The organism is Kitasatospora sp. NPDC032757 (assembly GCF_055579305.1).
This window is the reverse complement of record NZ_JBVINN010000026.1, coordinates 39,477-57,539: the sequence shown is the minus strand read 5'-3', so window position 1 is coordinate 57,539 and position 18,063 is coordinate 39,477. Positions and strand designations below refer to the sequence as shown.

At 70.4% G+C, this 18,063-nt stretch carries 8 protein-coding genes and 1 pseudogene; 6 read left to right on the top strand and 3 right to left on the bottom strand.

Annotated features, from left to right (window positions below; all coding sequences use genetic code 11):
• Positions 1–151 precede the first annotated feature (151 nt).
• The 5 genes and pseudogenes from ACZ5WK_RS25770 to ACZ5WK_RS25750 all read left to right on the top strand — a co-directional run bounded on the left by ACZ5WK_RS25770 (position 152) and on the right by ACZ5WK_RS25750 (position 3,655).
• Positions 152–1,042 carry a PfkB family carbohydrate kinase gene (locus ACZ5WK_RS25770; protein ID WP_465550478.1) on the top strand — a complete coding sequence of 297 codons (891 nt, stop codon included), beginning with the start codon at positions 152–154 and terminating at the stop codon, positions 1,040–1,042.
• Positions 1,039–1,752 (top strand): haloacid dehalogenase-like hydrolase, encoded by a 714-nt coding sequence (locus tag ACZ5WK_RS25765; RefSeq protein WP_465550476.1) that lies wholly within the window; start codon positions 1,039–1,041, stop codon positions 1,750–1,752. The genes ACZ5WK_RS25770 and ACZ5WK_RS25765 overlap by 4 nt, the downstream gene beginning before the upstream one ends.
• Positions 1,749–2,636 carry a glycosyltransferase family 2 protein gene (locus tag ACZ5WK_RS25760; RefSeq protein ID WP_465550474.1) on the top strand — a complete coding sequence of 296 codons (888 nt, stop codon included), beginning with the start codon at positions 1,749–1,751 and terminating at the stop codon, positions 2,634–2,636. Before ACZ5WK_RS25765 ends, ACZ5WK_RS25760 begins: the two co-directional genes overlap by 4 nt.
• A 119-nt stretch (positions 2,637–2,755) precedes the next feature.
• Positions 2,756–2,884 (top strand): annotated as a pseudogene (locus tag ACZ5WK_RS25755) (family 1 glycosylhydrolase); the annotation flags it as partial.
• Between the two features lie 216 nt (positions 2,885–3,100).
• On the top strand, positions 3,101–3,655 hold the full coding sequence (locus tag ACZ5WK_RS25750) for an FAD-dependent oxidoreductase (protein WP_465550472.1): 555 nt from the start codon (positions 3,101–3,103) through the stop codon (positions 3,653–3,655).
• A gap of 159 nt (positions 3,656–3,814) precedes the next feature.
• On the opposite strand, the gene ACZ5WK_RS25745 is transcribed toward ACZ5WK_RS25750, so the two are convergent.
• Together ACZ5WK_RS25745 and ACZ5WK_RS25740 are read right to left on the bottom strand one after the other, a co-directional pair.
• On the bottom strand, positions 3,815–9,976 hold the full coding sequence (locus tag ACZ5WK_RS25745; RefSeq protein ID WP_465550470.1) for an RHS repeat domain-containing protein: 6,162 nt from the start codon (positions 9,974–9,976) through the stop codon (positions 3,815–3,817).
• Positions 9,977–10,057: 81 nt separating this feature from the next.
• Positions 10,058–14,434: an FG-GAP-like repeat-containing protein gene (locus tag ACZ5WK_RS25740; RefSeq protein WP_465550468.1), complete on the bottom strand. Its 4,377-nt coding sequence runs from the start codon at positions 14,432–14,434 to the stop codon at positions 10,058–10,060.
• 168 nt (positions 14,435–14,602) lie between these two features.
• Between ACZ5WK_RS25740 and ACZ5WK_RS25735 the strand changes: the two genes are divergently transcribed.
• Positions 14,603–17,398, top strand: coding sequence for an AfsR/SARP family transcriptional regulator (locus ACZ5WK_RS25735; RefSeq protein WP_465550466.1), 2,796 nt, complete (start codon positions 14,603–14,605; stop codon positions 17,396–17,398).
• Between the two features lie 194 nt (positions 17,399–17,592).
• On the opposite strand, the gene ACZ5WK_RS25730 is transcribed toward ACZ5WK_RS25735, so the two are convergent.
• Entirely contained in the window at positions 17,593–17,970 is a 378-nt protein-coding gene (locus ACZ5WK_RS25730) for a DUF899 family protein (protein ID WP_465550464.1), read from the bottom strand.
• Between the last annotated feature and the right edge of the window lie 93 nt (positions 17,971–18,063).

Genomic DNA, 18,063 nt, shown 5'->3' with positions numbered 1-18,063 from the left:
CGGGCATCCATCATCGCGGAGCCGCAACAGGCTCGCCATTCATAGTTCGCCAACATACCCTCGGTCGGAGTATTTCGCGCGGCGTGGATGGCCGGACGGTGATCGACTCGGAGGGGTGCCGACGCACGGTCGGCGCGAGAGTCGAGGAGTCATGGACGAAGAGATCCACCCCGCCGGTGCGGCGGCGCCCTCGGGCAGGCCGCGGGTGGCCGTGGTGGGACACGTCGAGTGGACGACGATCGCAGGTCTTGACCAGGTGCCCACCGCCGGTGAGGTGATCCACGCGGAGCGGCTCTGGCGGGGCCCGGCAGGGGGTGGTGCGGTCGCGGCCGTCCGGCTGGCCGAACTGACCGGCGGTTGCACGTTCTTCACCGCCTTCGGCGACGACCACGCGGCGCGGCGCTCGCGCGCGGAACTCGAGCACCGGGGCGTACGGGTGCTGGCCGCCTCCCGGGCCGGCCCCACGCGCGCGGCGGTGAGCATGGTCGACCGGTTCGGTGAACGCACCACCATCACCCTGGGCGAACGCCTGCAACCCGCCGCGGCAGATCCCTTCGACTGGGGGGAACTGGCGTCGTTCGACGCGGTGTTCTTCACCGCTGGGGATGCTGCCTTGCTGCGCCGGGCCCGTCAGGCCAGGGTGCTCGTGGTGACGGCGCGTGAATTCACCACCGTGCTGGACTCCGGTGTCAGGGTCGACGCGCTGGTGGGCAGCGGCTGCGACCCGGCAGAGCGGTGCGACCCGGCGCTGCTGCGCAGGCCGCCGGATCTCGTGGTCAGCACCGAAGGTCATCGCGGCGGTGTGTTCACCTGTGGTGGCCAGCCCCCCCGTCGCTACCGACCCGCCCGCGCACCGGGCCCCCTGGTGGACACCTACGGGGTGGGGGACAACTTCGCGGCCGTCCTCACGTATGCGCTCGCCGCCGGCTCGGCCACCGCCGAGGCACTGGACCTCGCAGCCAGGCATGGTGCGGCCTGTACCGCGCGGCGGGGCCCGTTCGCGGCCGGGCCGACTGCTGGGCGACGGGCAGCGCGGGTATGAAGCGCATCCTCCTCCTGTGGGACATCGACGGCACGCTGATCGACTGCGGGGCCGGCTGCGAGGCCGTCTACCCGCTCGCGTTCGAACGCCTCACCGGCAGGCCGGCCCGCCACCGGGTCGCCACCGCAGGCCGCACCGAACTGGACATCATGGACGAGTTGTTCGTCCGGCACGGTATCAACGGGGTCGAACAGAGCCGGGTCGCCTCTGAGTTGGCCACGCAACTCCGTCGGCGGGCCACCGAGCTCCGTACGGTTGGACGGGTCCTGCCCGGCGCCGTCGAGGCCCTGCGGGCGTTGCGAGCACGGCGGGAGGTGGCGCAGTCCGTGCTGACCGGGAATCTCCGGGCCAACGCCGTCCTGAAGCTGCGGCTGTTCGGGCTGGCGGGATTCGTGGACATCGGAGTCGGCGCCTACGGCAGCGACGCCCGCGAGCGGGCTGCTCTCCTCCCGGTGGCCCGGCGGCGCGCAGCTGCCGCGTACGGGCACCACTTCGATTCCGACAGCACCCTCCTGATCGGCGACACTCCGCAGGACGTGCACGCGGGACGCATCGGCGGATCTCGGGTGATCGCCGTCGCCTCGGGCGCGAGCAGCGGCGCCGCGTTGCGGGAGGCGGGAGCTGATTCGGTTCTGGCGGACCTGCGCGACACCGCTGCCGTGCTCCATGCCGTCCAGGCACTGAGCCCGGGTGCGCGGAGCGCCGGATGAACGAGAACAATCGTCCGGTGAGCCTGGTCTCGGTGGTCATGCCCGCGCGAAACGCCGAGCTGACGATAGCCGCGCAGCTGGAGGCCCTGCGTCGGCAGACCTATCCGGACCGGTGGGAGCTCATCGTCGTCGAGAACGGATCGAGCGACGGCACCCGCGCGCTCCTGCGGTCCTGGCAGCAGCGGATGCCGCAGCTCAGGGTGGTCGACGTCGCCGAGGACTGCGGCGTCAACCGTGCGCGCAACATCGGTTGCCGGCGCGCGCACGGTGACTTCGTGCTCTGCTGCGACGCCGACGACGTGGTGGCCCCCGGATGGATGGCCGGCCTGGTCGACGTCCTACGAACCAGCCCGGCCGTCGGGGGCGCGCTCGAACGCCGCCTGCTCAACGCGCAGGTGGCCCTCGCCGCGCGCCCGCCGAAGGAGGCCGACGCACTGCTCGACACCTTCGGCTTCCTGCCGTACCCGGCGGGAGCCAACTGCGGGTTCCACAAGGAGCTGTGGAGCCGGCTGGGCGGCTTCGACGAGAGCTACCGCTACGGCAGCGACGATGTCGAGTTCTTCTGGCGCGCCCAGCTGGCCGGGGACCAGTTGGCCTTCTCGCCCCACGGCGTCGTGCACTACCGGCTCCGTGGTGATTCACGGGCCATCGCACGCCAGCTCTACCGCTACGGCCGTTCGCACCCAAAGCTATTTCGGGACTTCGCAGGCCACGGCATGCCCTCCTCGCGGCCGGGCGACGTCGCCGGCTCCTGGTGGAGGATTCTGGTGCACGCGCCCGACCTGGTCGGCCCTGCGGAAAGTCGCGCCGCATGGCTGGCCCAACTCGCCCTCCGGGTCGGCCGCATCGTCGGCAGCGTCAGATATCGGCGGTGCTACCTGTAGACCGTCCGAAGTCCGACATTCTCGTGGATCAAGGCCGCGGACCTGGCATACCTCTGGAGCCACGCCACCGAGCACTTACCACCGGCCGCCAGGGGATACGGTGACAGGGTGTTCGACACGCCGAGGGCTTCGAGCAGCGCTTCGGCCTGGTCCACGTCGACTTCGACATCCAGCGCCGCACCCCGAAGGCGTCGTACGCCTGGTACCGGGACCTGATTGCAGCCCACCGGGCGCGGCACGGGCGATAGGACGGGCGGGACGAAGACGGCGCAGATCGAAATCCCCTGACCGAGCCCGTGGCGGGACAGTCAGGCGGGTGTCCGTGAGGTGGCTGCGCCTCATCGCCGCCGTGACCTGCTGCCCGAGATGCCTTCCTTGCCCAGCGGTCGATGTCGGGCTCTGGAGAACCCCACCGAGCCGTTGTTGCTGTCGAGTAACAACGGCTCGGGTAAGTCGAGATGCGGATGGGGGCCTACATGTCGCATTCCATGTCGCAGGGACGCAGTGCCGGGATCGTGGGCGGCGGGATCGGCGGCCTCGCTTCCGCGATCGCGCTGCGCAACGCCGGATGGCAGGTGATCGTCTACGAGCGGGCGTCGGAATTCACCGAAGTGGGCGCGGGAATCTCCCTGTTCCCCAACGCGATCACTGCGTTGGACGCGCTCGGCGTGGGTGCCGCTGTTCAAGCCGCAGGGGTCGGCGAGGGTCCCGGTGAGGTCCGCAACGCCGCCGGGCGGGTCCTGTTCACACGCTGGGCGAAACCGCTCGTGGGCGGATTCACGGTGCTGCACCGCGCGGACCTCATCTCCCTTCTCGCACAAGCACTTCCGAGCGACTGTCTGCGGCCGGGCAGCTCGGTCGACGAGGTCACCCTCGACGGCACCCTGCGCGTCGGCGGCGAGACGGTGCGCCACGACCTGATCGTGGGTGCCGACGGAGTACACAGCGCGATCCGGCAGCGCCTGTGGCCGGGCGACACCGCCGTGCGTCGCACCGGGATCACCGCCGGTGTCCCCTGAGACGAGGACGGCAACTCTCTCTTCGCGGGCCTCCAGAAGGCAGGCATCATGCTCGGCATCACCGGGCCGTGGTGGCGCCCCGACCGCTGAGCCCGACACAGGGGATCGGTGGCCACGGGACTCCCCGCGGCCACCGATCCCGCTGTTGTGCGACTGTCCTTACGGGCGTGGCACAGGGGTGAGGATCATGCCGCTGGGTGCCCGGTCCACCACCTGCTTCGAGTAGCCGACGACGATGTGCTGGCGCTGGACATTGATGACCGTGCCGTAGCCGAACTCGAACGTCTGCGTGATCGCCACGTCCTGGACGCGGGGGACGAGGATCAAGGTCTTGCCCTCGTCTCCCGGCCTGACCTTGAACGTCTGGTTGACCGTGTTCGTCAGCTGGTTCTGCTTGGTGGATTGGACCTCCGCGGCGACGCCGCCGCTGACCTCCATCTTGCCGATACCCATGGCGCCGAGGGCGTCGCTCTCGATCTTGACGCCGACGCTCGAGGAGAGCCTGGAGGAGAACGACTCGGTGATGGATGTCTGGTTGCCGAGCTGGATCTCGTCGCCATCCCGGAGGTCGTCGCTGATGAACGTTCCGGCCGTCATGTCGAGGTATGATTCGCCGGCCTCGGTCCGTTCCGTGAGGGTCGGGTGCCGTCCGTCGAACCGGGCCATGATTATCATCCCGCCGACCTCCCGCTCCGGAACGTCCCGGTAGACCGGGCCCGGGTGAAGGTCGGCCAGCCCCGACTCGGCGATCTTCGCCGCCTGGTTCACGTGGCACTGGAGGTCGCAGGAGTCCGAGGACGTCGTGGATCCCGGGTGGCCGCTGAAGTGATGGGAGGGGACCTTGTTGATCTCCGCCTGGAGCTGCCGCGACGTGCCGGCACTGATCCCGGTTGCCTGGTCGTACTGCATCCGGCCGCTGGGGTCGGCCATGGTGACCGGATTGTTGCGGCTGTACGTGTAGGCGTTCCACTGCTGGGGATCGGAGCCGTCCAGCAGCGGGTCGACGCTGAGGAAGCGGCCCGTGGCCGGGTCGTACTCGCGGGCGCCGAGGTGGGTGAGGCCGGTGTCGGCATCGGTGGTGCCGCCGACGAAGGACTGCTGGCCGGGCCAGCCGGCGGGCGCGGTGCCGCGCGGGACGCCGAAGATGGTGCTTTTGCGGCGGGTGACGGCCTGGGTGGCGGCGTCGACCGAGGCGGTGGCCGTGCCCTGGTGGTTGCTCAGCAGGTAGCTGAGCTGCCCGTGGGTACGGACCGCGACGGTCTTGCCGAGGAAGCCGTAGTAGCGGGTTCCGGTCAGGGTGCCGCCCGCGGTGAGGCCGACTTCGTTGCCGTTCGGCAGGTAGAGCGTGGCGCCACCGGAGTCGTGACGGATGAGACGGTTGCCGTCGGCGTCGTAGAGGTAGCTGGTGGTCAGGGCTCCCTGCGTGGTCGATACGAGGTGACCCTCCACGTCCCAGCTGAGGTTCTGGGCGGGGGAGGTACCGGTCTTGTGGCTGGTGGTGTTGCCGGTCTCGTCGTAGGTGAAGGTCTCGGTGCGGTTGCCGGACGGGCCGGTCTGGTCCACGGACGTCAGGCTGTGCGGTTTGCCGCTGCCGGGGGCGGGGGTGGTGTAGGCGCGGCTGGTGTCCCCGGCCGACTGGTGCTGCTTCTCGGTCCTGCGGTTGCCGAGGGCGTCGTAGGTGTAGGACGTCCAGTAGGCGTCCGGTCCCCCGACGTTGGAGCTGCTCGGGGCGGCCGGGCAGGCCCCGGTGGTGGTCCAGGCCTCGGTGATCCGGCGCAGGGCGTCGGTGGTGAAGCACTGGGTGTCGGTCACCCGTTGCGCGTCCTGGCCGGAGGTGGTGCCGATCGAGGTGATGTTGCCGGCCGGGTCGTAGGTGTAGCGGGTGTCGTCGATCCGCTGGGGTGCGGTCTCGCGGTCGGAGACGGTCTCGGCGAGGCTCCCGGTGTGCTCGTCGTAGGTGTTGCTCTCCCAGAGGTGGAGGCCGAAGTCGCCGTACTCCTCGCGCAGCACCCGCCCGTAGTGGTCGTACGTGGTGCCGCCGGCGATCGGGTCGCCGCCCGAGACGTCCAGGGTGGACGGCAGTCCCGCGCCCGGCGTGAAGTCGTACACCAGGCTCTCCGCCGGGAGGTCTCCGACGGCGGGCTGATCGACCGTCTCCACCTGGCCGGTGTTGGTGTTGTAGGCGGTGACCCAGGTGTACGTCCCGGCCAGGCCGCCCTCTGCCACCGGGATCGTCACCGACGTGCGGACGGGCTGATAGGCGCTGTTGTACGAGCCGATCGCATAGGTGTAGGCCGCTCCGTCGGCGTAGCGGGTGGATGCGGAGAGCTTCCCCTTGGCGACGGTGTCGTACGTCCACGCCGTGAGCGTGGTGCTGCCCTGCTTGACCGCGGTGCGGCGGCCGAGCGCGTCGTAGTCGCTGTGCAGCACGGCGCCGCGGGCGTTCTTCGCGTCGGTCAGGCGGTCACCGCTGTCGTAGGTGTTCTCCGAGACTCCCTTGTCGGGATCGTCGACGCGCACCTGACGGCCCTTGACATCGTAGCCGTAGGTCCAGGAGGCACCGCCGGCATCGGTGTGCCGGGTCAGGCGGCCCGTCCTGTCGTAGTCGAAGGTGGCGCTCTGGAAGGCGGTGCGGCCCGGATCGGTGTAGTCCCGCAGCTCGACGGTGCGACCGCGCGCGTCGGTCACGGTGGTCCGGGCGGTGCCGCCCTGCGGAGGGATCACGGTGACGCTGTCGCCGCCGTAGCTCGTGGTGGTGCGCTTGGTCTCGTCGCCGAACTTCTTGCTGATGACGGCGGTGGGGCGAGCGGCGCCGTCGAACAGGGTGTCGGTCGAGGCCGGGTACTTGGTCTCCTGTCCCGTGATGAGCACGCCCTCGGCCGGGCCGTCGGCATAGAAGCTGCCGGAGGTGCGCCAGGGCAGGCCACGGGTGTCGTAGAAGGTCTCGCTGACGAGGCGCCCCGCCCGGTCGGGGGAGGGTGCCTGGGTCTGCCGCGTGCGCAGCATTCCGTCGGAGACGGCGTAACTGGTGGAGTACGTCGAGTCGAAGCCGAGCGTGCTGGTGCTCACGACGACCGGAGCGTCGTTGCGCACCTGGTAGTCGAACCGGTAGCTCGGCGCGTTCGGGTACGTCGCCGCTGGGTGGCTGGGCGTCCACGCCTTCGTCACCCGGCCCAGCGGGTCGTAACTCGTCGTCGATACCTTGTTGTTGGCATCGGTGACGCTGAGCGGATCGCCGCGCAGAGGGTCCAGGGTGGTGCTGACCCGGTGGCCGAGCGGGTTGGTCGCGACACTGCCGGTGGGCGCCTCGCCGGTGGGCGGTGTGAAGGCCAGGGTGGACGTCCTTCCGTAGACGTCGGTGGTAGAGACGGCACGGCCGTAGCCGTCGTAGGCGACGGTGCCCTTGCTGTCGTAGCCGTCGCCCTTGCCGTTGACGACGCGGATCTCGGTGGCCAGGCCCTTGGTGGGGGCGGCGTCGAGGGCGGTCGAGCCGTCGTAGTAGGTCGTGGAGTCGGAGACGACATCGCCCGGGCGGGTCACCGGATCGCCGCACCTGGCCGCGACGGTCTCGGTGCGGGACGCCTTGTCCAGCAGCCAGGTACCGGTGTTGCGGGCGTAGGTGGTGCTCGTGCACTGCTCGTCACCGGGCTTGCTCTCGTCGCCGAGGTCGGAGACGGTGCTGACCAGGCCGTACCGGTCGAAGGTACGGGTGAGTGAGGTGCGGCGCTCGTCGCCCGACGTGGTGGTGCGGGTCTGCTCGGCGCCGATGCCGGTGAGGTACGCCTTCAGGTCGGGGAGGCCGGTGCGGGGGTGGGTGGCGGTCGGGTCGGAACGCCACGGGGTGTAGCCGACGGCGGAGACGAGCGGGCCGCCGTCGCCGTTGTAGGTGGCGGTCTCGCGGAGCAGCCCGGCGAACTGGGGGCGGTCGGTGACGGCCTGACCGGCCGAGTCCTTCACCCCGGCGCCGTCGATGCCGCGGAAGTAGCGGGCCTCGCTCAGGGTACGGGCGTCGGCGGCGGCGCCGGTTCGGGTCTGCACGCGGCCGTAGCCGCGGGCGACGGAGTATGTCCGGTCGCTGTCCTTGGTGAGTTCGTCCTCGCTCCTCGTCCAGGCGGCGCCGTCGAGGTAGCTGTACTCGGTGACCTTGTCGGGGCTGTCGGCGAGGTTGTCGCCCTCGACGACCTTGGCCACCACGTAGGTGTTGAACCAGTCGTCCTTCGGCGTGCTGCCCTCGTACCGCCGGGTGGGGAAGCAGCGGGTGCTGTTGGTGCCGTCCGTGGGCGGGAGGGCGGTGGCGGTGCAGTCGGGCGCGGAGTAGTAGACGCCGATGGTGCCGCCGGTCTCGGTGGTGATCTGCGAGAGCCGCAGGCGGATGAAGGGGGCGAGGCCGTCGCCCGTCCGGTCCACGCGGTTGGCCAGTTGCTCGCCCGCGAAGGTGACCGGGGGGAGGGCCAGGGAGCCGCCGGCCTTGCCGGTGCGGGTGATCGACTTCAGCCACATGGGCGTCGATATGCCGTCACCGGAGGGCGGGAAGCTCTGCTCCAGGGCCCAGCTGTCGACGTCCTTGTGCGTGCCGCCGGTGAGCAGCCGGGTGGTGATCGCGGTCAGCCGCTTGCGGGACCAGAAGGATGGGAAGGCGTTGGTGCGGCAGTCGTCGCCGTCCTTGCAGTCCAGGTCGTACGGCACGTCCGGCCAGTTGGCGGCGTTCGTCCGGTCGAAGGTGGCACAGCCCGTCAGGCAGCGTTCGGCGACGTCGAACTTGACCTGCCCCATCGCCTTGGCGCTGTAGACGGTGTCGGAGCGCAGACCGTAGTCGATGTGGTCCAGCCAGCCGCCGCGCACGTACGGGGTCGCGGTGGTGAGGTTGCGGTCGTAGTTGTTGGTCTCCTGGTTCCAGTAGTACGCCATCGCGTCGCCGCGCGGGTCGACCACGTAGTCCAGCTGCCAGCGCCAGGCCTGCTGGCACCAGCTGTCGGCGAAGGAGGCGTTGTGGCAGGGCTCGCCGGGCTGGTTGCCGTAGACCGGGACGGTCCAGGCGGATTTGGTCTCGGGGGTCGAGGCGTCCTTCCAGCCGGGCAGGCGGTTGAGGCCGAAGTAGTACTGGACGCCGTCGGTGGCGGTGATCCGCCAGTACTCGCCGTTGTCGTCGCCGTTGACGGCGCCGGTCAGCTTCTCGACCCGCTCACCGGAGTCGGAGGCGGGGTGCCAGCCCTTGGCGGAGTCGTACACCAGCTCGGTGTTCCTGCCGCCGAGCGAGAGCACCGCGTTGTCGTTGTACCAGCACTGGTCGCCGGTCTTGGCGGTGTTGTTGCCGCCGGCCTGGTCGTCGTCGCAGGGCTTGTAGCGGCGCTCGATGAAGCCGGGCTCCCAGCCCCAGCCGTCGCCGAGCCAGCCGGCCTGGTTGTTCGAGGCGCTGGTCCGGCCGTCGACGGCCTGCGAGGAGTACGCGAGCGAGACGGAGGGCTGGAGGCCGCCCGGCACCGCGGGCACCCCGATCGGGTAGGACCAGGTGAAGGCCCCGGAGGAGCTGCCGGCGGACCAGGAGCCGGACGGCTGGAGCGACGTGGCCCGGTAGCTGCCGGAGTCACCCGAGGGCGCGGCGGTGGCCGCGAGCAGCATCGGCCCCGAGGAGGGTGCTGCCCCCAGGGCGTCCGGGGCGAGCTGCTCGTTCTTCGCGCGGGCCGGTGCAGGTGCCGGCTCGACCTTGGCCGAGACCGTACCCGCCTGGGGGTCGTTGACCGAGGCCAGCGGCTGCTGGGCGCGGCACTCGGCGCGCTCGGGTGTGGTCAGCGCACAGGCGGGCAGCTGTACCAGCCTCAGCCGCGTCGCCCAGTCACCGCCGTAGGCCTCGGCGAACGACGAGTAGTCGAGCTTCACGTCCGAGGGCGTGGTGGTGTCGACCGACAGCAGGACGCCCTCGATTCCGGCCCTCGCGGTCGCGGCCCGGTCGGCGACGGTCACCGAGACCTTGGGCGCGGCCGCCGAGCCGGCTGTGCCGGCCTTCGTGACCGGGGTGACGGCGACGGGGGCGGAGCCGGGTGCTCGAAGCCCCCTACCGCCGGGGTCTGCGGCAGTGGTGCCCGCCGTGGGCCAGGTGGCCCGGGGTGCGCGCCGGCCCGGCGGCACGGCGGCCTGGTCGGGCCGCTGGGCCCCGTGGCCGGTGGCGACCTTCGTGACCGGTACGGCCTTCGGCTGCAGCAGCGCGGGCAGGTGGGGGCCGCTCCGGGCCGGGAGTGCGATCGCGGCCGAGGCGGGAAGCACCCCCAGCCAGAGGGCGGTGACGACCGTGGCCGTCAGCAATCGTGGACTTCGACGGTGCACGCCGACTCCTCAGAGGGAAATGGGGGAGTGACCGCGGGCGGAGCGTGATCGCTCCGCCCGCGGCTGGAAGGGAAAGGGTGCTCAGCCGGTCGGCGTGGTGTTGTACGGCTTCAGGAAGGTGCTGTTGCCGATCCACCAGTTGCCAGGGGTGTCGCTCCAGGACGGCGAGGACGAGGCGAACCCGCCGTCCGGGTTGGTGAGCCAGGTGAACATCCGGACGCTGCCGTCGCCGTAGCCGTACATGGCTCCGAGGTCGTCCCGGCCGTCGCCGTTGTAGTCACCGGGCACGATCTTCATGTTCTCCAGGTACCAGTTGCCCGGACCGGAGGCCCATGAGCCGACGGGGGGATTGAAGCCCCCGTCCGGCTTCGCCGTCAGCGTGAACAGTGCGTCGGCGCCGCTTGCGTAGTCGTACCAGAAGGCGGCGTCGTCCCGGCCGTCGCCGTTGAAGTCGCCGGCGTAGACGTGTGTGCGGCTCCAGTCGCCCCAGGCCGTCGCGGTGCTGCCCCAGGACTCGGTGTTCTGCTGGAAGCCGCCGGTCGGGTCGGTGAGGAAGGTGTGCATCTTCAGTGACCCGTCGCTGTATCCGTAGAGCGCGCCGAGGTCGTCGCGGCCGTCGCCGTTGAAGTCGCCGGTGATGAACTTGCTGCGGGTCACGTCCCACCAGCCGGACGGGAGGTAGGCGGAGCCGAACGGGGAGTTGAAGCCGCCCTGGACGTTGGCGGTGAAGGTGAACAGCCGGTCGCCGCCGTCGCCGTAGGCGTACCAGGCCATCAGGTCGTCGCGGCCGTCGCCGTTGAAGTCGCCGCTCTCCAGTGTCATGTTGGGGCAGTACCAGTTACCGGCCGGCGAGCTCCAGGAGCCGACGAGGTCGGCGACACCGCCGTCCGGCTTTCCGAGACCGGTCAACAGTCTGACCGAGCCGTCGCCGTAGCAGTACAGCGCGGCGGTGTCGCTGCGTCCGTCACCGTTGTAGTCGCCGGTGGCGAACTTCATGTTCTCCGCGTAGTACCAGCCGTCCGGTGCCCAGAGCGACTGGAACGGCTTGTTGAAGGACCCGTCCGAGTTGGTGGTGAGGGTGTGGACGGCATCGTGCCCGTCCGCGTAGTTGTACCAGGCGGCCAGGTCGCTGCGTCCGTCACCGTTGTAGTCGTGGCGCACGGCCGTGCCGGTTGCCCAGAGGGACTGGCCCTTGACGTTGTAGAGCACCAGGTTGCCGCGATCCTGCAGCACCGCGTAGTCGTTGGTGTTGCCCGGGGTGCCGGACTGCCAGGCCGTGCTGCCGTCCGGCCGGCGGACCACCAGGTTGCCGTCCGCCTGCAGGATCGCGGTGGCGCCTGGAGTGCCCGAGGTGTTGGTGGACCAGAGTGCCTTGTTGCTCTTGGAGTAGACCACCAGGTTGCCGTCGGCCTGCATGGTCAGCCTGTTGGAGGCGGAGGTGAACGACTGCCCCGAGGAGATCGAGGTGCCGGACGGAATCCGGGATCCACCGGTGATGCCGTCGATCACGGTGCTGTCGCCGAAGGCGTAGCGGTCCGCGGCCGGAGTCTTGCCGGGCCACATCCGTACGGTGTTGTCGGCCTTCCTGGCCCACAGGTCGGCGAGGCCGTCACCGTTGAAGTCGCCCACCGAGCCGATCACCGGGTAGTCGGCGGCGGTGACCCCCGAGCCGATCCACACCAGAGTGGCCGGGTCGCCCCAGGCGGTCGGGTCGAGCTTGCCGTACGGGTCGAGCTTGCCGGGGGAGCGGTAGAGATCTCCGCTGGCGTTGTCGCGCAGCCACAGGTCGGGGACCTGGTCGCCGTTGGTGTCGCCAGGGGCGATCACCGTGTACTTGTCCCAGTTGGCGCCCCCGACCAGCGTGGGCCCGGTGTAGGCGTCGAGGCGCTTGCTGCGGTCGCCGTAGTAGGCCCAGAACAGCTTGCCCTGTTTGACCAGGAGATCGGGCCTCCCGTCCCCGTTGAGATCGGGCGAGCCGATGATCTGATCGGCGTCCCGCCAGTGATCGTCGCCGGTCCAGTCCGTACCGCCCTGGTCGCAGCCCCGGTCCGGATCCGGCACGGGGCAGCGGACCTTGAGTTCCTGCCGGTTCTGGCCGGAGGCGCCGCTGGAGGCGATGCCGGAGCCGTTGTTGGGGTAGGACCAGAGGCGCTTGCGCTTCTCCACCGGGTCGTACTCCAGCGTGACCAGGTCGGTGTAACCGTCCCGGCCCCAGTCGCCGCGGTAGGTGACCTGGCTGCCCGCGAGGTTCGGGCCACCGTTGGTCGCGGTGGAGAACTGGCCGTTGCCCTGGCCCGCGTACGTGAGCAGGGTGCCGTTGGAGTCAACCGTCCAGATGTCGTTGTTGGCGTCGCCGTTCAGGTCACCCGGGTTGTCACGGGCGCCGGTGCCGGCTGCGTAGTACACGTACACGGCGATGTCGGAGCGGTTCTGGGCCTCGTCCATGCTGAAGGCGTAGACGAAATGAGGGCCATAGCCGGGCGGGGTGATCTGAACCTCCGCCGAACTTCCCTTGGCCACGCCCACGTTGCGGATGGTCGGGTCGAAGTCGGTGTAGTAGCCGAATTGGACCACGTCGGTCTCGCCGTTCGGCGTCAGGGTGAACGCACCCGGCGTCCGGGCCTTTCCGGTACCGGCCGGCCAGCCGGTCTCGCCGGGGGGGAAGACGGCCGAGGAGACCGCGGGTACGTTCCTCGGCCTGGTGCGGTCCACCGCGAACCTGCAGGTGCCGCTCCAGTCGGAGTACTCGCCCAGCTCGTCCTTGGCCCGGACCTTCCACTGGTAACTGCCGTCCGGGAGCTGGGCGTCCGGTACGACGAAGGTGGCCACGCGGTCCTTCAGCGCGGGGACGTACTGGTCCACCGAGGGCGTGGTCGCACCGTTCTTGAAGACCTGGAACTCGGCGTACAGGTTGCCGGCGTCCGGGTCGTCGACGTGTGCGTGCAGGCCCACTGTCGTATTGCCGATCAGGCCGCCGTTGGCGCAGTCGGTGGACGGGTTGGTACCGAGGCCCCAAGGAGTCAGCGGCGGGTTGTTGTAGGTGGTCTCCAGAACGAAGCTCCGCGGGTCGAACTTCTTCCACGCGAAGGTGTCGGTCTCGTCGTGTGCGTAGAGGCCGAAGGTGACGCTCGCCTGCTTGGCGACCGCGAGTTCACGGACCTTGTCGGTCACGTCGAACTCGAGGTTGCCGCCCGGGCAACCGGAGGACCAGCCCTTGGACTCGTTCACCGTCGCGAGCAGGTCGCGCCGTGCGGGCTGGTTGTTCCACGTCGTCCACTGGTTGATGCCGTCGGTGCGCCAGAGCTCCACGGGCCGCGCCTGGCACGACCACGACCACACGTTGTCGATGCGGAAGGTCGAACTGATCACCTTGGCGCCGGCGATGTTGCTGGTGTCCGTCTGGAAGAACGAGCGCGACAGGCCGCCGGTGTCGTTCTCGTAGCCGACGCGCGCCACCTCGTTCGCGTTCCAGTACGAGGTCGTGCGGTACTTCGCCGACACCCGGGTCCAGTTCTGCCGGATTCCCCACGCCGTGGAGGGGTCGATGAACACCGGGTACTTGGTGTCCGACGCCTTGAGCAGGTTCTGGTCCGGCGTGATCCGAAGTGCGTTTCCACTGACCGTGGTGGGCATCTGCGCGTCCTTCGAGCCGGCCGGCTGCTCGAACGAGGAAGCAGCTGTCGTGGAGGTCGTGTCAGCCGCCGCGCTGACGGTGTAGGAGGCCTTCACCGCGTTGCCGGCCGGAGCGGTGGTGCTGGAGTCCCACATCACCGGCGTCGGGCTGGTGAAGACCGTCTGCCCGGCGGGGTCGGTCGCCTTGATGCTCCCCGTCGTCGAGTCCGTCGTGACGGTCAGCCCGACGGTGGACATCGTGTACTTCAGCGTGGCCAGCTGGGGATTGGCCGCCGCCTGGGGGGACTTCACCACGAGCAGCTGCGAAAAACCCTCGACCTCGGCCTTCAGCTGGAGGTCCACGTCCGGCAGCACCTCGGCGTACGTCGCGACGTTCGCAGCGAGGGTCGGCCTCGGGAGGGCCGACGGCCAAGAGTACGCCAGCGTACGGCCGTCCTTGACCCCGGACAGCAGTGGGCCGGTGCCGCCACCAGAGAACGTCACCGAGACCGATGCCGCCTTCGGCCGTACCGTCCCGTCCGCCGCGAACTCCAGCGTCGGGTCGGTGGGCACCCACGCGCCACCGCGCCAGATGCGGACCGGCGAGCCGTACCGCTTCACCGTGAAGGTGCCGTCCGGCTTCGCCCAGGTGTCAGACAGGTCGGTTCTGGCAGCGGTCACCTCGACCGGTGCGCCGGCGGCCTTCGCGTCCTTGAGCGCCTGGTCCTCCGGGCTGACCGAGCCGTCGTCGACCGCAGCGGCCGCGGCAGGGGCGGCCGCGGCCCGGGGCGCCGCGCCGGCCGTAGCCGGTACGGCGAGGCAGGAGAGACCGACTCCTCCGGCCACGGCCAGCGCGATGGCAGGCCGCAGGCGAGAACGCCCCGCCCGGCGTCTTCCGACCGATATCAACACGCGACTCCCTCATCAACGATCCCCTTGGCGGACGAGGCGAGGGTGCCGGGGCCCACTCATGACGCACTAACATTCGAATAACACCGATTGTTGGAAGGTCAGATGCTGCGGTTCGGACTGCTCGGCCCCTTGACCGTCCACGACGGAGCCGACGTGCTCACTCCGAGCAGCCCGCTCGGCAGGCGCCTCCTGGTCGCGCTGCTGCTGAACCCCAACCGGCCGGTCTCCGCGGACCGCCTGCAAGCGGTGCTGTGGGGCGAGCACCCGCCGCAGTCCGCCGCGGCCTCCCTGCACAATCATGTGCTCAGGCTGCGCCGGACACTCGGGTCGGCGGGCCGCGACCGACTGCGATCGGCGCCGTCGGGGTTCCTCCTGCAGATAGAGGAGGGCGAGTTGGACACCGACGTGTTCTCCGCGCACGTCCAGCGGGCACGGGGCGCCCACGCGCGGCAGGACTGGCTGGAGGTCGGTCGCGAGACCGCCGCCGCCCTTGCCCTGTGGCGCGGGGAGCCACTGGCCGACCTGCCCGATCTCGCTGGATCCCAGGAGGCCGCGCACCTCGCCGAACTGCGCCTCCAGGTCCTGGAGTGGCATGGTGACGCCGAGATCGAGGCAGGCCGTCACCAGGGGCTGGTCGCCGATCTGGCGAGACTCGCTGCCGAGCACCCGCTGCGCGAGGCATACCAGCGACTGCTGATGACCGCCCTCCACCGCAGCGGACGGGCCCCCGAGGCACTGACCGTGTACCGGGCCCTGCGGGCGACTCTGGTCGAACAGCTGGGCGTCGAGCCCAGTGCGCCCCTGCAGCAGCTGCACCAGGAGATCCTGGCCGCCGACGCCCGCCCGGCCACGCGGCCGACCACCCTGTCGGCGAGTCCCCAGCAACGGGGGGCGCCGTCCCAACTCCCGGCCGACCCCTTGGTCTTCACCGGACGGCAGGAGGAGTCCGCGACCCTGCTCCGGCAGCTCGGCGCCGGCGTCGGCGGCACGGCACTGATCACCGGCATGGGCGGGATCGGCAAGACGGCGCTCGCCGTCCACGCTGCTCACCGGCTCCGCGCGGACTACCCCGACGGGCAGCTCTACGCCGACATGCGCGGCTTCGGATCCGGCGATGCCCGCACCTCCGAGCAGTTGCTGGCCCGTTTCCTCACCGACCTCGGCCTCGCGGCCTCGGCCGTCCCGGCGGACCCGGACGACCGCAGCGCGCGATACCGGGCCGTCCTGGCCGAGCGACGGGTGCTGATCATCCTGGACAACGTCCGCGACACGGCCCAGATCGCCGATCTGCTGCCCGGTCCCGGCCGGTCCGCGGTGATCGTGACCAGCCGTCACCGGCTCCCCTCCCTCCCCAACGCGATCCACTTCGGGCTCGCTCCGCTGGACGACACCGCGCAGCACGGGCTGCTCGCAGCCCTGTGCGGGGAGGAACGGACTGCAGCGGACCGGGAGTCGGCCGACCGCATCCTCGCGGCCTGCGGTGGCATGCCGCTCGCCCTCCACATCGCCGGGGCCCGCCTCGCCAGCCGGCCCGCCTGGCCGCTCAGTACGCTGGCCCGGCGCCTCTCCCTCGCCAATGGCCGCCTCACCGCGCTGGCCATCGACCACCTCAGCGTCACCGGCACCCTGAGCGTCAGCTACCACGCCCTGAAGTACAGCGCTCATCCCCTGGAGCGGGACGCCGCCCGTGCCTTCCGCCTGCTCGGCGTCTGGCCGGCCCAGCCGCTGTCACCCGAGGCCGCCGCCGCCCTGCTCGGCGAACCCCTCGACCGGGCGATGGACTTGCTCGACAGCCTGGTCGACTCCCACCTCCTGGAGACGCCCGACGGCATCCGCTACCGCTTCCACGACCTGCTCGGCGAGTTCGCGAGCGACCTGGCCCGGCAGGAGGAGCCGGATACCGAGCGGGACGCGGCCGTGCGGCGGCTGCTGATCTGGTATGTCCACGCCGTGACCGGGGCGCTTCACATGACCGTCCCTGGCATGGCGGCCGTCAGCATGCCGGACGAGCCGAGCCTCGCGCCGCCCCCCGTGATCGGGGACGCGGAGCAGGCGGTGGCCTGGTGCGAAGCGGAAATGCCGGTCCTCCACGAGGCCATTCGCCGGTCGGGGCAACTGCGCCGTCCCGACCTCGCCTGGCGGATCGCCCGCGGGCTCTTCGGCTACGGCCAGGCCAGACTGCGGAGCGGAGAATGGGAGCGGTGCATGACCGCCGCACTCGAAACGGCGATCGAGTACGGGGACCTCCAGGGGCAGGCCTGGATGAACCACTGCCTCGCGGCCAGCCATGGGCTCGCCCGCCGCGACGAGGTGAGCCTCCGGCACCTTCAGGAGGCGGCCCGGCTGTTCGAGCTGACGGGGGAGACCGAGGCGCTGGCCAACAACCTCGCCAACCAGTCGTTGGTCCATCTGCTCCTGGGACAGGTCGAACTCGGTCTGGCCACCCTCGACAAGGCGGACCGCCTCCGTGCGGTGGCCGGTCTCGAAAAGGCTCCCCTGCACGCCGTCAGCGCCAGGGCGGACCTGCTGCTGAAGGCCGGCCGGACGGACGAGGCCGAGGCCGCCTACCGGCAGGCACTCGTGGGGTGGCGGGAACGGGACGCCCCCACCAATGTGGCGACCACGCTGACCAATCTGGGCGACACCCTCCGGGAGCTGGGACGACCCGATGAGGCGTTCGGGGCCTTCGAGGAATCGATGGCCATCCGCCGGGCCCTTGGTAATCGCGTGGGTGTCGCCGACACCCTGGAGGCCATGGCCCGGGCTCATTTCGATCTCGGCGAGTTCCGCAAGGCCGAGGACTGCTGGCGGAAGGCGCTTGCCATCGGCGAGGAGGCGGGCGTGGAATGGCTCGTCGAGGACTGTCGGACGGGGCTCGCCCGAGTCGGCGTCGCCTGACATCGCTGTGGCGGTCAGCGGCGGACCCTCGCGCCTGGTGCGGCGTGGAGTCAGTCGGGCGGCAGCTGGTTGCGGCTACGATGACAGCCCGTTCGACGGCCTCCTACTCCTGGTACCGCGACCTGATCGGCGCCCCACTGGGCCTTGCGGAAAGGGTAGTTGTAGTTGGGCATCGGAGCAGGAACCGATCCGTGTCAGGTTCGATGCCGATCGGCTGCCTCTGCGGCGGAGCACGTTCGAAGGGGGGCGGGCCGGCCTTCGCGAGGGGCGAAGACCGAGCGGTCAACGGGTGCAGAGGTCATCGCCTGCGGTTGGTCCGTCCCGACCGGGCGTGCAAGTGGTCCTGACACGGTGCAACATCTTCGCTCGAACGAGCGGGGTGAGGTGGTGTCACGCGGGCCTGACGGAGCGGGCGGCTGCGAGATCGAGGGCGATGTCGGTGAGCATCCTCCTGGCTCCCGCCGCTTCCGCGCGAGCTCGTCACTTCGTCGGGTGAGCTTCTTCTCCTCCGCGAGCAGCTCCTCTCGGGCCGTCTCGTATTCCTCCTGCGTGCCGATCCTGTGTTCGGGCATGGCCTTTCCCTCCTGTACGGGAGCAGAACACCACATCGCGACGTGCGGTCACCCGCAGTGGCAGCCGGTAGTGCCCGCCACCGGCCGACCGCC